Below are 15305 nucleotides of genomic sequence, written 5' to 3'. Positions count from 1 at the left end.
CAGAAGGACACGGACCGTCCGGTCCGTGTCCTTCTGCGTTGTGCCGGGAGCCGCGGTGCGGTCAGGGCGGAAGCGTCGTCCGGGCCGGCAGCGGGGCGGCCGCCGTGTCGAGCTGCGGTGCTCAGCCCTCCCGGGGGACGCGGACCATGCCCTCCTGCGCCACGCTGGCCACGAGGTCCCCGGCCCGGTTGTAGATTTTCCCGGCGGCGAGCCCGCGGGCGCCCGAGGCGCTGGGGGAGCTCTGCACATACAGCAGCCATTTATCGACCCGGACCGGGCGGTGCCACCACATGGCGTGGTCGAGGCTGGCCACGCTCATTCCGGGGTGGATCCAGCTCAGCCCGTGCGGCCGCAGGATCGGCTCGAGCAGCGTGTAGTCGCTCGCGTAGGCCAGGGCAGCCCGGTGCAGCCCGTCGTCATCGGGCATCGGGCCGAAGGTCTTCATCCAGACGGCGTTGCGCGGCTCGCGGACGCCGTCATTGCTGACGTAGAGCGGGGAGTCGAGGTGGCGGACATCGAAGGGGCGGTCGAAGGCCCAGGCCCGGGCCACCGGGTGGTCGAAGCCGCCCAGCAGGTCGGCGGTGCTCGGCAGCGATTCCGGGTCCGGCACGTCCAGAGGCATCGGGTCTTGGTGGTTCAGGCCCTCGTCGGGTTCCTGGAAGGAAGCGATCATCGAAAGGATCGGTACTCCGTCCTGGTAGGCGTGCGTGCGCCGGGCGGAGAAGGACCTGCCGTCACGGAGGCGCTGCACGCCGAAGGTGATGGGCAGGTCGGCGTCGCCGGCCCGCAGGAAATAGGCGTGCATCGAGTGCACTTCCCGGGTGGGCTCGACGGTCCGGATCGCCGCGATGAGCGACTGTCCCAGCACCTGCCCGCCAAACACCCGCTTGCCCGGCTGGGGGGCCGAGGTCCCAACGAAAATGTCCTCATCGGTCTGCGCGCCGTCGGCGCTGCTCAGGTCGAGCAGGGACAGCAGCGAGATCGTGGGGTCGGTTCGGGGCTCTGCGGCCATGGGGCGGTGTCTCCTCGGGGCGGGTGCGTTCTCCGGATCCTTGGCGCAGGCTTCCGGGCCTACTGCTGACCTTAGACGTACCGATACCGGCGCCTCAAGGCGGCACCCTGCGCTCCGGCCGCCGGTTCCGCCGAATGGTCCGCGGGCGGCGGGTTTGAGAGGATGGTGCCATGCCCCGTACCCTCCCAGTCCTTCTGCCGCCGCGCTGCGGCGACGGTGATACCAACGGACGCACCGCCACGGTCGTTCAGCTCCCGGCTTTCGGCGGACGGTCGGCCCGGGAGTGACGGCGGCACTCGAGTCAACGCATCTCGTCTTCCCCGATGCCCAGGTCTCGGCCGACCTGCGCACCTTCACGGCGCGGGCGCGGTCAACCGACGACGGCGCCGTACGGCTGCAGGCCTCGGGAAGCGTCCTGGCGGCCTACGTCTGCATGCTGCGTCCTGCTGTGCTCGGCGAGGCGATCCCCACGGTGCTGGGACTGCGCACCATGCCCCTCGCCGAGCCGGCCCGGGTCGATGTGACGGTGGCGCTTGCCTCGGTCTCCGACCGGCTGGCGCACATGCGGGACGACGTCGTCTTCGCCGTCCCGACGACGACACTGCGGCAGAACTGGGCCGGGGTGCTGCCGCCCCGCGCCGGCTGGGAGCCCGCTGGGACGCTTGCCACCGATGTTCTCGAAGAGGCGGCAAGGACGGGGATCGCCGACGTCGCCGGCAGCCTTCCCGACCGCGCGGGAGCGCTGATGGTCAACAACCGGCGCGGCACGGTGTGGGGGAAGGCGATCCCCGGAGCCCCCGCGGGCCTGCCGGCGGGAGCCGCCTTCGGCGCCTTCGCCCTGGGGTTCCTCGCCGACGGTGAAACCCCGTCGCTGTTCACCAACGGCCGGTGGACCCGGCTGAGCACGTCGCGGGGCCACGTGCTGGTGCGTGCCGCCGCGGTGCTCTAAACGCCCTCGAGAGGCACGCCTGCGGTCAATCCGCGGCGTTCACCATGGACTGCGCCGCCCGGTCGAGGTAGTCCCACAGGGTCGCTTCGTGCAGGGGAGCGAGGTCCAGGGAGTCGACGGCGGCGCGCATGTGGCGGAGCCAGGCGTCGCGGGCCTTGGGGGTGACCTGGAAGGGAATGTGGCGCATGCGCAGCCTCGGGTGTCCGCGCTGCTCGCCGTAGGTCTTCGGCCCGCCCCAGTACTGCTCAAGGAACAGCAGCAGGCGCTCCTTGGCCGGCCCGAGGTCCTCCTCCGGGTACATGGGCCGCAGGATCTCGTCCTGGGCCACGCCGTCGTAGAAGACGTCGATCAGCTTCACGAAGGTGGGGTGGCCGCCGACCGCCTCGTAGAAGTTGTAGTCGGGCTGGGTGAAGCCCTGCCCGACCTGGATCACCCGGTCCGCCGGCAGGGACGGGCGGCCCGGCGTCAGCGGGATGGTCTCCTGGAGCATCGGCTCGGGTTCGGTCATGGCTTCTCTCCTGCCGTCTCCGGCTGGTCCGCCTGCGCCGGCTCGATGTAGTTTCCCTGCGAGCGGTTGCCCACCTTGGTGATGTCGCCGTTGCGCACGTACCAGATGGCACCGTTCGCATCGACCATGCGCGTGATGCGCAGGCCGACGGACTGCACCACGCCAACGGTCTCGCCGATCTCGATGGTGTCCCCGATACCGTACTGGTCCTCGATGGTGATGAAGAAACCGAGGAACGCGTCCCGGATGACCTCCCGGGCACCGAAACCGATGGCGATGCCGACAATCCCGACGCTGGCCAGGATCGGGCCGATGTTCAGGCCCAGTTCCCCCAGCGCCATCATGATGGCGACGGTGGCAAGGCTCACGCCGGCGACGCTGGTGAGGAGTCCGCCGATGGTTTCGGCCCGCTGGCTGCGCCGGCCCGTGTCCAGGGAGCGGAGCACGGGCTGTGCCCACCGGAAATGGGGCTTCTTGAAGACGTTGTACCCGTTCCGGACCCGGGTCACCGAACGGTGCACCAGGTAGCGGACGATGAGCCAGAGGAGGAGGGCGGCGATCAGGATGAGGACGGCGCCGATGACACGCCCGCCGTAGCCGAGCTCCGGAAAAAGATCCATGCCGGTGTTTGCTGCTTCCTTCGTGGGTGCCGCGGGGCCAGCTCCCGCCCGGTGCGGGTGCCCGGCGGCGCTGCTGTTATTAGGCTACCGCCGGGTCCGCGAGGACCGTGACGGGTTCATGGTCGACCGGGAAGTTCACCGAACGGGCGATGAAGCACGTCGCAGCGGCCTGGGCGTGGATTCCGGTGGCCTTCTCGACGTCCTCCGGTGAGGCGACTGTCACCCGGGGACGGAGGAGAACGCGGGTGAATTCGCCGGTGCCGTCGCGGTTGAGCCGCATGAAGCCTTCGGCGTCGTCGTCGTAGGCGGTCACTGTCACCCCCGCCTTCACCGCCACGTGGAGGTAGGACAGCAGGTGGCACTGGGACAGGGCGGCCAGCAGCAGCTGCTCCGGGTTCCACCGGTCCTTCTGCCCGTGGAAGGTCGGATCGGCGGTGCCCGGAAGGAGCGGCAGCCCGGGGGCGGTGACCTCGTTCTCCCGGCTGTAGTCCCGGTAGCCCGAGGTTCCGGTGCCGAGGTTCCCCGTCCACTTCACCGACACGTTGTATCGGTGTTCGGAGAGGTTCACGGGCTACTGGTCCACGGCCTGGGCGCGCAGCGCCCGCTGCACGCCGTCGCGGTTCTCGAGGATCAGGCGCCGCAGCGACGGAATCTCGTCACCGAGTTCGGCCAGGAACGCGTCGGTCCGCTCGAGCGTGTCCTCGGAGACGAGCCTCGAGGGGTACAGGCCGACGACGATCTGCTGGGCGATCTCGTAGGTGCGCGAGTCCCAGACCTCCCGTACCGAGTCGAAGTATTCCGCGGCGTACGGCTCGAGCAGCGCGGTGTCGTGGACGCGGGTGAAGCCCTGGATCGCCGACCGCTGGGCGGCGTTGGGCAGGTCGCTGCGCTCCACGATGGCGCTCCAGGCGTCGGCCTTGGCCTCCGCGGTCGGCACCGCGGCGCGTGCCAGGGCGGCCGCGAGCTGGCCGGTCGCCGTGGAGTCGACCTCGAGTTCGGCGTCGATCTGCTCGTGCCCGTACCGGCCCCCGGCGACGAGTGAGGTGAGCAGCTCCCAGCGGAGGTCCGAGTCGACCGTCAGCCCTTCGGGGACGGACGTGCCGGTCAGGATCGCCTCGACGACGTCGAGCTGGGCGTCGGTCCGGGCATGGGTGGCAAACGCCTTGATGAACTGGAGCTGCGAGTCCGACCCGGGCCCTGCCGCCTCGGAGAGTTCGAGCAGGCTGTCGGCCACGGCGTCGCTCATGGCCTGCCGGTCCTCGGGGTTGACGTAGAACGTGAGCGTGGCGGCCAGCTGGCGGAGCAGCACGAGGACCACCGAGGAATCGGATTCCTCGCCGATGTTCTGCATGATCAGTTCGACGTAGTTCCGCGCCGGCGTCTCGCCGTCCCGCGCCGCGTCCCAGGCCGAGCCCCACACGAGGGTGCGGGCGAGGGAATCGGCGAAGTTGCGCAGGTGCCGGATGGAGGTGCGCAGCGACGCCGGGTCAAGGCGAATCTTGGCGTAGGCGAGGTCGTCGTCGTTCAGCAGGACCAGGGCGGGCTGGCGCTGCCCGACGGCCTCGGGCACCTCGGTGCGCTCACCGTCGACGTCGAGCTCCATGCGGGCCACCCGGGTCAGCCTGCCTTCGTCGTCGAGGTCGTAGAAGCCGACGGCGAGGCGGTGCGGGCGGATGGTGGGGTAGTCCTCGGGCGCTGACTGCGCGATGGAGAAGGCGGTGATCACCCCGTCCTCGGTCACGGTGAACTCGGGGCGCAGGGTGTTCACGCCCGCGGTCTCGAGCCACAGCGAGGACCACTGGGTGAGGTCGCGTCCGCTGGCCTTTTCGAGTTCGACGAGCAGGTCCTTAAGTTCGGTGTTCTTCCAGGAGTGCCGGGAGAAGTACTCGCGCACGCCCTCCATGAACTTCTCCTGGCCCACCCAGGCGACCAGCTGCTTGAGCACCGAAGCGCCCTTGGCATAGGTGATGCCGTCGAAGTTCACCTGGACGTCATCGAGGTCCTTGATCTCGGCGACGATCGGGTGCGTTGAGGGCAGCTGGTCCTGGCGGTACGCCCAGGACTTCTCGAGCGAGGCGAACGTGGTCCAGGACTGGGTGAACTCCGTCGCCTCCGCGGCGGCCAGGGTCGACATGTACTCGGCGAAGGACTCGTTGAGCCACAGGTCGTTCCACCACTTCATGGTGACGAGGTCGCCGAACCACATGTGGGCCAGCTCGTGAAGGATGGTGATGGCCCGGCGTTCGACCGTGGCCTCGGGGACGCGGGAGCGGAAGACGTAAGTCTCGACGAACGTCACCGCGCCGGCGTTTTCCATGGCCCCGGCGTTGAACTCCGGGACGAACAGCTGGTCGTACTTCTCGAACGGGTAGGGCGTGCCGAACTGCTTCTCGTAGAACTCGAAGCCCTGGCGGGTGAGCTTGAAGATGTTCTCGGCGTCGAGGTGCTGCATGAGGGATCGGCGGGCGAAGACCCCAAGCGGGATGGTGCGCCCGTCCGCGCTCGTCAGTTCGCTGCGCACCGCCTGGTACGGCCCGGCGATCAGGGCGGTGACGTAGGAGGACATGACCGGCGTCGGTTCGAACGACCAGGTGGAGCGTGCCGGTTCCTCACCGGCAGCGGCGGCGGCGACCGGCTCGGGGGTGGGGGAGTTGGAGATGACATCCCAGTGCGGCGGCGCGGTGACGGTGAAGCGGAAGGTCGACTTCAGGTCGGGCTGCTCGAACACCGCGAACACGCGCCGGGAGTCAGGAACCTCGAACTGGGTGTAGAGGTACACCTCGCCGTCCACAGGGTCGACGAAGCGGTGAAGCCCCTCGCCCGTGTTCATATACAGCATGTCGGCGTCGACAACGAGCTCGTTGGAGGCGGCGAGGTCCGGCAGCGCGATGCGGTGCCCGTCGGCGACCGAGGCGGGATCGAGTTCCACGCCGTTGAGGCTCACGCGTTGCACCGTGTCCGTCACGGCATCGATGAACGTTGAGGCGCCCTGGACCGCATCGAAGCGGATCACCGTCCTCGAACCGAACACGCGCTCCCCGCGCATCAGGTCAAGGTTGATGTCGTAGGAGTGGACTTGCAGGAGTTCGGAGCGGACGCTGGCTTCGCTGCGCGTCAGGTTCATGCCGGGCAAGGGGTCGCCTCCAGGGTGGGGAACAAGGACGCCGCGTCGGGGTCGCCCTGCGCAGCGTTTCGTATTCTCTCACTTTTTCCTTTTAAGCACCTCCCTTCGGGGTTCCCGGCCCAGCGCTGCCGGGGAACGGGAGGCCGCGCGGAGGCGGTGGCCGGAACCGGGGGAGACAACGCGGCGGTGCCGGAGCAGTAGGCTAGAAGGCGGAATCACCCCCGACCGAACGGATTGCTCATGCGTGTCCACCTCGCCACAGATCATGCAGGGATGGAGCTCAGCGCCCACCTTGTCGGCCACCTCGGCGCCGCCGGCTACGACGTGCTCGACCACGGCCCGACCGAGTACGACCCCGAGGACGACTACCCGCGCTTCTGCATCAACGCCGCCCTCGCCGTCGTCGCCGACCAGGCCGCAGGTGTGGAGGCGCTCGGGATCGTGCTGGGCGGGTCCGGCAACGGCGAGCAGATCGCCGCCAACAAGGTGCGCGGCATCCGCGCCGCCCTGGCCTGGAACCTCGACACCGCCCGGCTGGCCCGCAACCACAACGACGCGAACGTCATCGCCGTCGGCGGCCGCCAGCACAGCGTCGAGGAGGCGGCCTCGATCATCGAGGCGTTCCTCGCCGAGCCGTTCAGCAATGACAGCCGCCACGTGCGCCGCATCGGCAAGATCGCCGACTACGAGGCCACCGGGGACGTCCCCGACTAGGCCCGCCGGCCCGCGACTGGGCCCGCCGGCCCGGCCGCACCCGCAGCGCACACAAAAACACCCGGACGTCTAAGACGTCCGGGTGTTGTCGTTTCCGAGGGGATGACGGGAATCGAACCCGCGTAATCAGTTTGGAAGACTGAGGCTTTACCATTAAGCTACATCCCCGGATCCCGGGCCTCAGAGGCTCTCCGGAACGCATATAACTACACCACAGGTGGGCTGCATTCGCCAAATGTGCAACGGGGGTCAAAGTTACGTAGACTGGCTCTCGCACTCTCGGGGTGTAGCTCAGCTTGGTAGAGCGCCTGCTTTGGGAGCAGGAAGTCGCAGGTTCAACTCCTGTCACCCCGACTCCGTATGTCGAAGACCCTAGTATTTTCGGATACCGAGTCCTCGTTTTTCAATACGGAAACTATCCCAATCACTCAGGAGTCCTACGCTGTGAAGAGCGCTGTCGAAAACCTTTCCCCCACGCGGGTGAAGCTCAATGTCGAGGTCCCGTTCGAGGAACTCAGGCCGAACATCGACGCGGCTTACAAGACGATCGCCGGTCAGGTGCAGGTTCCTGGATTCCGCAAGGGCAAGGTTCCCCAGCAGCTCATCGACCAGCGCGTTGGCCGCGGCTACGTCATCGAGACCGCCGTCAATGACGGACTCGACGGGTTCTACCAGAACGCCGTCAAGGAGACCGGGATCCGGCCACTGAGCCGCCCCGAGGTCGAAATCACCGAGGTTCCGGACCCCGCCAAGAAGGACGGCCAGCTCGTCTTCACCGTGGAGCTCGACATCCGCCCCGAGGTCGAACTGCCCGACTACTCGGGCATCGAGGTCACCGTCGAGGCCGCCAAGGCATCGGACGAGGACGTCGACAAGGCCGTGGACGAGCTGCGCAGCCGCTTCGGCACGCTCAACTCCGTCGACCGCCCGGCCCAGGACGGGGACTTCCTGACGATTGACCTCAGCGCCAAGGTCGACGGCGAAGAGGTCGACTCCGCGCAGGACCTCTCCTACCAGGTCGGCGCAGGCACCATGCTCGAGGGCATGGACGAGGCCGTCACGGGCCTGAGCGTCGATGAGTCCGCCACCTTCGCGACCAAGCTCGCCGGCGGCGAGCACTCCGGCGCCGACGCCGAGGTCACCGTCACCGTCAAGGCCGTCAAGGAGCGCGAGCTCCCCGAGGTCAACGACGACTTTGCCCAGCTGGCCAGCGAGTTCGACACCGCAGCCGAGCTGCGTGAGGACCTCACCAAGCGCGCCGCCGAAAGCAAGATCGTCGACCAGGGCGTCGAAGCCCGCGACAAGGTCCTCGACAAGCTGGTCGAAATGATCGAGGTGCCCGTCCCGGAGGCCGTCATCACCGAGCAGCTCGAGCAGCACTTCAAGCCCGAGAACGCCGGCAACGCCGGCGAAGAGCACGACACCGAGGAGCACCGTGCGGAGGTGCGCACCAACACCGAGCGGGCCTTCCGCAACGAGATCATCCTCGACACGGTTGCCGAGAAGGAAGAGGTCTCGGTCAGCCAGGCCGAACTGATCGACTACATCGTCTCGACCGCCAGCCAGTACGGCATGGAACCGAACCAGTTCGCCCAGATGCTCGACTCCAGCGGCCAGGTCCCGATGATCGTCGGAGAGGTCCGGCGCCGCAAGGCCCTGGCCAAGGTCCTCGAACTGGCGAAGGTCACCGACTCCAACGGTGACGCCGTCGATCTCACCGACTTCGTGCGCCCCGGCGCCGACGACACCGAGACCGTCGACGTCGATGACACCGTCGAGGACGCGCCCGCCGCCGAGCCCACCGAGGGCGACGACGCACAGCGCGCCTGATCCTCGAGTTTCACCAGCGCGAAAAGACGCCGCGGCCCCCGGGCCGCGGCGTCTTTTGCGTTGCCCCGGCGGCCCCGATTCCGGCCGGAAAGGAGCCGTCCGGGCTGGTGCGCCGTCAGCGAACAGTTCCCGGAGCAGGAGCAAAAATCCGCCGGGCCGGGTTAGTGTCCAATGTGAGACAAACGGACGGGCAGCCCCTTTCGGGGAAGCGCCCGCCAGAGTGAGAGGTTAACGAGAATGGCAACCGAACCAACCACCCCCAGCATGGCGACCGCCGATCCGGGCGGACGCGATGACTACATCTTCAACCGGCTCCTCAAGGAGCGCATCATCTGGCTCGGTTCCGAGGTGCGGGACGACAACGCAAACATCATCTGCTCCCAGCTCCTGCTGCTCTCGGCGGAGGACCCGGAGCGGGACATCTTCCTGTACATCAACTCGCCCGGCGGCTCCGTGACCGCGGGCATGGCCATCTACGACACCATGCAGTTCATCCCGAACGACGTGGTCACTGTCGCCACCGGCCTCGCCGCCTCGATGGGCCAGTTCCTGCTGTCCTCCGGCACCAAGGGCAAGCGCTACGCCACCCCCCACGCGCGCATCCTCATGCACCAGCCCTCCGGTGGCATCGGCGGCACCGCCTCCGACATCCGCATCCAGGCCGAACTGATCCTCCACATGAAGCGGGTCATGGCTGAGCTGACTGCCGAGCAGACCGGCCAGAGCGTCGAGACCATCCTCAAGGACAACGACCGCGACAAGTGGTTCACCGCCCAGGAAGGCCTCGAGTACGGGTTCTTCGACCACATCTCGGCTCACGCCGGCACGGTGTCCGGCGGCGGCGGAACCCACCGCCCGTAAGTGCCTGCAGTTTCCTACCTTTCACAGCCTTTCCACCAGGAGACCCCCATGAACACCAATTTTTCGGCCACGGCCGGGTCGCAGGCACCCCAGATGCCCACAAGCCGCTACATCCTGCCGCAGTTCGAGGAGCGCACGCCCTACGGCTTCAAGCGCCAGGACCCGTACACGAAGCTGTTCGAGGACCGCATCATCTTCCTCGGCACCCAGGTTGACGACGCCTCGGCCGATGACATCATGGCCCAGCTGCTCGTGCTCGAGTCCACCGACCCGGAGCGCGACATCACGCTGTACATCAACTCGCCCGGCGGGTCGTTCACGGCCATGACGGCGATCTACGACACCATGCAGTTCATCCGTCCGGAGGTGCAGACGGTGTGCCTCGGGCAGGCCGCCAGCGCCGCCGCCGTCCTGCTGGCCGCCGGTGCGCCCGGCAAGCGCCTGGCGCTGCCGAACGCCCGCGTCCTGATCCACCAGCCGGCCCTCTCGGGCGGGCAGGGCGGACAGGCCTCCGACCTGGAGATCCAGGCCAACGAGGTGATGCGCATGCGCACCTGGCTCGAGGACACCATCGCCCTGCACAGCGGGCGGGACACCGAGCAGGTCAACCGCGACATCGAGCGCGACAAGATCCTGACGGCGGCCGAAGCGGTCACCTACGGTCTCGTTGACGAGGTTTTGACCTCGCGCAAGATGGTCCAGCCGATGATCAACACGCCGTAAGCTCCACCGGCCGCTCCCGGGCCGGCGCCGATGCCCGTAGTGCCAGGTTTGGCACTACGGGCATTTTGGTACTGAATCGCGGGATCATGTGGCCTAGAGTGGAAACAGCATCCAAGTACCACGTAAGGGGACTGACACATGGCTCGCATTGGTGAGAGCGCGGATCTGCTGAAGTGCTCTTTCTGTGGAAAAAGCCAGAAGCAGGTGCGGAAGCTCATTGCCGGCCCCGGGGTCTACATCTGCGATGAATGCATCGACCTCTGCAACGAGATCATCGAAGAGGAGCTTTCGGAGGTCGCGGACCTCGGCACGTTCGAACTGCCCAAGCCCCGCGAGATCTTCGACTTCCTGCAGGAATACGTGGTGGGCCAGGAGCCCGCGAAGCGTTCCCTCGCCGTTGCCGTCTACAACCACTACAAGCGGATCCAGTCCGGCAGCGCCCCGCGCACGGCCGGAACCCTCACCGGCACGCCCGGTGCCGAGGAAGTGGAGATCGCCAAGTCCAACATCCTGCTGATCGGTCCGACCGGCTGCGGCAAGACCTATCTGGCCCAGACCCTCGCCCGGCGGCTGAACGTGCCGTTCGCGGTCGCCGACGCGACGGCGCTCACGGAGGCCGGATATGTGGGGGAGGACGTCGAGAACATCCTCCTGAAACTGATCCAGGCCGCGGACTATGACGTGAAGAAGGCCGAGCAGGGCATCATCTACATCGACGAGATCGACAAGATCTCGCGGAAGAGCGAGAACCCCTCGATCACCCGCGATGTCTCGGGCGAGGGCGTCCAGCAGGCCCTGCTGAAGATCCTCGAGGGGACCGTGGCGTCGGTTCCGCCGCAGGGCGGGCGCAAGCACCCCCACCAGGAGTTCATCCAGATCGACACGACCAACGTGCTGTTCATCGTGGCTGGCGCCTTCGCCGGCCTCGAGGAGATCATCGGGTCGCGGGCCGGCCGGAAGGGCATCGGATTCGGTGCGCCGCTGAGCTCACTGAAGAACGAGGAAGTCAGCTACGGCGACGTCATGCCCGAGGACCTCCTGAAGTTCGGGCTGATCCCCGAGTTCATCGGCCGGCTTCCGGTGATCACCACGGTGACCCACCTTGACCGTCCGGCGCTCATGCAGATCCTCACCGAGCCCAAGAACGCGCTGCTGAAGCAGTACCAGAAGATGTTCCTGCTCGACGGGGTCGACCTGTCCTTCGAGCCCAAGGCGCTCGAGGCGATCGCCGACCTCGCCCTGGACCGCGGGACCGGCGCCCGTGGGCTGCGGGCCATCATGGAGGAAGTACTGCTTCCGGTCATGTTCGACCTGCCAAGCCGCGACGATGTCGCATCGGTCGTCATCACCGCCGAGGTCGTCGCCAAGCGCGCGGAGCCGACGCTGATTTCGCACGACGTCGTCGCCAAGCGCCGCACCAAGTCCGCGTAGTTCCCCCATCCCCATCCCATAGAAAAACCGCCTGTACCCGGCGTCGGCGCCGTGCCCTACGGGGCCCGGCGCCGCTCTCTTCTGCCGCGGTCCGCCGCGTTCGAATCTGTCCCAACCCCAAAAGGAGTATCCCCATGCAAAATTCCGTAGCCGACAAGGCCGACTTCTGGTTCGACCCGGTGTGCCCGTTCGCCTGGGTGACCTCCCGGTGGATGGGTGAGGTGCAGCAGGTCCGCAGCATCAGCATCGACTGGCACGTGATGAGCCTTGCGGTGCTGAACGAGGGCCGCGACCTTCCGCCGGACTACCGGAGCCTCATGGACTCGGCCTGGGCGCCGGTGCGTGTCCTGATCGCGGCGGAGACGCTGCACGGCGCCCAGTACATCAAGCCGCTCTACGATGCCATGGGCACCCGGATCCACGTCGACGGAAACCGCGACTTCGAACTGGTCATCAAGGAATCCCTCGCGGAGGTGGGGCTTCCGGACGAGCTGGCGGACTATGGTTCGACGGACGAATTCGATGCCCAGCTGCGCGCCTCGCACCAGGGGGCCATCGACCGGGTGGGTGACGACGTGGGAACTCCGGTCGTCGCCTTCAACGGCACCGCCTTCTTCGGCCCGGTCCTCACCCGCATCCCCAGGGGGGAGGAAGCCGGCCGCATCTTCGACGCCGCGGTGCAGCTCGCCGCGTTCCCCGGCTTCTTCGAGATCAAGCGCACCCGCACCGAGGCCCCCAGCTTCGAGTAGGGGGTCGACGCCGCCCTCCCGGCGGCAGACACACAAACGGCCCCGCGCACTGCGCGGGGCCGTTGTCGTTGCGGGTGCCTGGACCCGATGCAAATGCCTACGCGTCGGCGGGCGAGACCTCGGCGGGGACCAGTTCCACCGCGGAGACGGTCAGGTCGCCGTCGCCCTCGGCCAGGGTGAGGTCGCGCGCATTGCCGGCGGCGAGGAGGTCGGGAAGACCAGCCCGCAGGTGCGCCACGCGGGCCGGTGACGCGGTGACGACGGCGGTGGCCACCTCGGTGCGCTGCTTGACCTTCGCCTCGGACTTCGCCTTGCGCACGCCGCCCAGGGCCAGGGCGACGGAGGTGAGCAGCTCGGGATCTGCGCCGTCGAGGCCCTGCAGGGCGTCGGCGGACGGCCACGGCGCGCGGTGCACCGAACCCTGCCGCCACCAGCTCCATACCTCTTCGGTGGCGAAGGGCAGGAACGGGGCGAACAGCCGCAGCAGGGCATCGAGCGTCGTGGCCAGGGCCGTGAGCACCGACTCCTTCGCGTCCTCGCCCGCCGCACCGTAGGCGCGGTCCTTCACCAGTTCCACATAGTCGTCCGTGAAGGTCCAGAAGAAGGACTCGGTGAGCTGGAGCGCCCGCGCGTAGTCGTACTTCTCGAACGCCGCCGTCGCCTGCGCCGTGACCTCGCGCAGCTGCGCCAGCAGGGCGAGGTCGATCGGCTGGGTGACCCGCGGCAGGGCCGAGGGGGAGGCCGAGGCCTCGGTGGCCCCGAGGTTCAGCACGAACTTCGACGCGTTGAGCAGCTTGATGGCCAGCCGACGGCCGATCTTCATCTGGTTGATCTCGTAGGCGGTGTCGGCGCCCAGCTTGGCCGAGGCGGCCCAGTACCGCACCGCGTCCGAGCCGAACTGCTCAAGCACGTCGGTGGGGACCACCACGTTGCCCTTGGACTTGGACATCTTCTTGCGGTCCGGGTCGAGGATCCAGCCGGAGAGCGCCGCGTGGCGCCACGGCGGGGAGTCCTGCAGGGCATCGGCGCGCACCGCGGTGGAGAACAGCCAGGTGCGGATGATGTCGTGGCCCTGCGGGCGCAGGTCGAAGGGGAAGACGCGGGAGAACAGTTCCTCGTCCCGCGACCAGCCGCCGACGATCTGCGGGGTCAGCGAGGACGTCGCCCAGGTGTCGAGCACATCGCTGTCGCCGATGAAGCCGTTCGGCTGGTTCCGGGCGCTCTCCTCGAAGCCGGGGGCCGGCTCGCCGGCCGGGTCCACCGGCAGGGACTCATTGGAGGGCACGATCGGGTTCTCGTAATCCGGTTCACCGTCGGCATCCAGGCGGTACCAGACCGGCACGGGCACCCCGAAGAAGCGCTGCCGGGAGACCAGCCAGTCGCCGTTGAGCCCCTCGATCCAGTTCTCGTACCGGGAGCGCATGAACGCCGGGTGGAAGTCGATCTCCCGGCCGCGGGCGAGCAGCCGCTCGCGCTTGTCGGCGTCGCGGCCGCCGTTGCGGATGTACCACTGGCGGCTGGTGACGACCTCGAGGGGCTTGTCGCCCTTCTCGTAGAAGTTCACCGGGTGCAGAATCTTCGTCGGCTCGCCGTCGAGGTCCCCGCTGGCACGCAGCAGCTCGACGACGGCCTCCTTGGCGCTGAAGATCGTCTTGCCCGCCAGGGCCGCGTAGTTCTCCCGGGCGCGGTCGGTGGCGATCCACTCCGGGGTCTCGGTGCGGATGCGCCCGTCGCGGCCGACCACAGCGCGGGTGGGCAGCTGCAGTTCGCGCCACCAGGTGACGTCGGTGAGGTCGCCGAAGGTGCAGATCATCGCGATCCCGCTGCCCTTGTCGGGCTTGGCCAGCGGGTGCGCCTTGATCTCGACCTCGACGTCGAACAGCGGGGAGGTGACGGTGGTGCCGAACAGCGGCTTGTAGCGCTCGTCGTCGGGGTGGGCCACCAGCGCCACGCAGGCCGGCAGGAGCTCGGGCCGGGTCGATTCGACGTGGATCTTCTGCCCGTCGGGGGTGGAGAAGGCGATGCGGTGGTAGGCGCCGGGCTGCTCGCGGTCCTCAAGCTCCGCCTGGGCCACCGCGGTACGGAAGGTGACGTCCCACAGGGTCGGCGCCTCGGCGAGGTACGCGTCCCCGGCGGCGAGGTTCGCCAGGAAGGCGCGCTGGGAGACGGCCCGGGAGGTGTCGTCGATGGTGCGGTAGGTCAGGTTCCAGTCAACGGAGAGGCCGAGGGTGCTGAAGAGGTCCTCGAAGACCTTCTCGTCCTCGACCGCGACCTGCTCGCAGAGTTCGATGAAGTTGCGCCGGGAGACGGCGTCGAAGTCCCGCTGGTTCTTCGGGGGCTGGGCCGGCGGGGTGTAGCCGGTGTCGTAGGGGACCGAGGGATCGCAGCGGACCCCGAAGTAGTTCTGCACCCGGCGTTCGGTGGGCAGGCCGTTGTCGTCCCAGCCCATGGGGTAGAACACGTTCTTCCCGCGCATGCGCTGGAAGCGCGCCAGCACGTCCGTCTGGGTATAGGAGAACATGTGCCCGACGTGCAGCGAACCCGACGCCGTGGGCGGGGGAGTGTCGATCGAGTACACCTCCTCCCGGGTGGTGTCCCGGCGAAACGCGTACGTCCCGTTGTCTCTCCACTGCTTGGCCAGGCGCGGCTCAAGGCCCTCGAGGGCTGGCTTGTCGGGAACGGTGACGGGCTGGGGGGCGGGCGTGTCTGTGCCCTGAATGTTTTCGGCCATGGTGTCCATTCTTCCATGACGCCCGTGCGTCCCGGCCGCCGCGCCGGGCGCCG

General features: G+C 68.0%; 13 protein-coding genes and 2 tRNA genes. 8 read left to right on the top strand and 7 right to left on the bottom strand.

From position 1 onward, the window contains the following. Positions 1–121: 121 nt before the first annotated feature. The gene (locus tag I6N91_RS03100; RefSeq protein ID WP_198810468.1) at positions 122–1012 is read right to left on the bottom strand and encodes an acyl-CoA thioesterase II; all 891 of its coding nucleotides are present in this window, start codon (positions 1010–1012) and stop codon (positions 122–124) included. A gap of 283 nt (positions 1013–1295) precedes the next feature. Between I6N91_RS03100 and I6N91_RS03095 the strand changes: the two genes are divergently transcribed. Continuing rightward, complete coding sequence (locus I6N91_RS03095; RefSeq protein WP_198810466.1) at positions 1296–1961, top strand: hypothetical protein; 666 nt, start codon at positions 1296–1298, stop codon at positions 1959–1961. A 25-nt stretch (positions 1962–1986) separates the two neighbouring features. Here the strand turns inward: I6N91_RS03095 and I6N91_RS03090 are convergent, their stop codons facing one another. From I6N91_RS03090 to pepN, 4 genes are all read right to left on the bottom strand, one after another. Next, a complete protein-coding gene (locus tag I6N91_RS03090) occupies positions 1987–2469 on the bottom strand; it encodes a globin (protein ID WP_269823041.1) in 483 nt (160 codons plus the stop codon). Beyond that, the gene (locus I6N91_RS03085) at positions 2466–3089 is read right to left on the bottom strand and encodes a mechanosensitive ion channel family protein (RefSeq protein ID WP_198810464.1); all 624 of its coding nucleotides are present in this window, start codon (positions 3087–3089) and stop codon (positions 2466–2468) included. Before I6N91_RS03085 ends, I6N91_RS03090 begins: the two co-directional genes overlap by 4 nt. 79 nt (positions 3090–3168) lie before the next feature. Continuing rightward, the gene (locus I6N91_RS03080; RefSeq protein ID WP_198810462.1) at positions 3169–3657 is read right to left on the bottom strand and encodes an OsmC family protein; all 489 of its coding nucleotides are present in this window, start codon (positions 3655–3657) and stop codon (positions 3169–3171) included. A gap of 3 nt (positions 3658–3660) precedes the next feature. Further along, on the bottom strand, positions 3661–6213 hold the full coding sequence (pepN, locus tag I6N91_RS03075; protein ID WP_198810686.1) for an aminopeptidase N: 2553 nt from the start codon (positions 6211–6213) through the stop codon (positions 3661–3663). Between the two features lie 240 nt (positions 6214–6453). On the opposite strand from pepN, the gene I6N91_RS03070 reads away from it, so the two are divergent. Further along, positions 6454–6927, top strand: a complete 474-nt coding sequence (locus I6N91_RS03070; RefSeq protein WP_198810460.1) for a ribose-5-phosphate isomerase — start codon at positions 6454–6456, stop codon at positions 6925–6927. Positions 6928–7024: 97 nt separating this feature from the next. Here the strand turns inward: I6N91_RS03070 and I6N91_RS03065 are convergent. Further along, positions 7025–7095, bottom strand: a tRNA-Gly gene (locus I6N91_RS03065). Positions 7096–7207: 112 nt separating this feature from the next. Here I6N91_RS03065 and I6N91_RS03060 point away from each other — a divergent pair. From I6N91_RS03060 to I6N91_RS03035, 6 genes are all read left to right on the top strand, one after another. After that, positions 7208–7281 (top strand) — tRNA-Pro (locus tag I6N91_RS03060). A gap of 90 nt (positions 7282–7371) precedes the next feature. After that, positions 7372–8757 (top strand): trigger factor, encoded by a 1386-nt coding sequence (tig, locus tag I6N91_RS03055; protein ID WP_198810458.1) that lies wholly within the window; start codon positions 7372–7374, stop codon positions 8755–8757. Positions 8758–9021: 264 nt separating this feature from the next. Next, positions 9022–9618 carry an ATP-dependent Clp protease proteolytic subunit gene (locus tag I6N91_RS03050; RefSeq protein ID WP_198810684.1) on the top strand — a complete coding sequence of 199 codons (597 nt, stop codon included), beginning with the start codon at positions 9022–9024 and terminating at the stop codon, positions 9616–9618. A gap of 48 nt (positions 9619–9666) precedes the next feature. After that, a complete protein-coding gene (locus I6N91_RS03045; RefSeq protein WP_198810456.1) occupies positions 9667–10341 on the top strand; it encodes an ATP-dependent Clp protease proteolytic subunit in 675 nt (224 codons plus the stop codon). A gap of 138 nt (positions 10342–10479) precedes the next feature. Continuing rightward, positions 10480–11772, top strand: a complete 1293-nt coding sequence (gene clpX / locus I6N91_RS03040; protein WP_198810454.1) for an ATP-dependent Clp protease ATP-binding subunit ClpX — start codon at positions 10480–10482, stop codon at positions 11770–11772. A gap of 134 nt (positions 11773–11906) precedes the next feature. Then, on the top strand, positions 11907–12521 hold the full coding sequence (locus I6N91_RS03035; RefSeq protein ID WP_198810452.1) for a disulfide bond formation protein DsbA: 615 nt from the start codon (positions 11907–11909) through the stop codon (positions 12519–12521). A gap of 97 nt (positions 12522–12618) precedes the next feature. Here I6N91_RS03035 and valS read toward each other — a convergent pair whose 3' ends face one another. Then, a complete protein-coding gene (gene valS, locus I6N91_RS03030) occupies positions 12619–15252 on the bottom strand; it encodes a valine--tRNA ligase (RefSeq protein ID WP_198810450.1) in 2634 nt (877 codons plus the stop codon). Between the last annotated feature and the right edge of the window lie 53 nt (positions 15253–15305).

This window comes from Arthrobacter sp. MSA 4-2 (assembly GCF_016405885.1).
Classification (GTDB): Bacteria; Actinomycetota; Actinomycetes; order Actinomycetales; family Micrococcaceae; genus Arthrobacter_D.
Note: the sequence above shows the minus strand (reverse complement) of the source record. Positions and strands in the feature narration are given on the sequence as shown.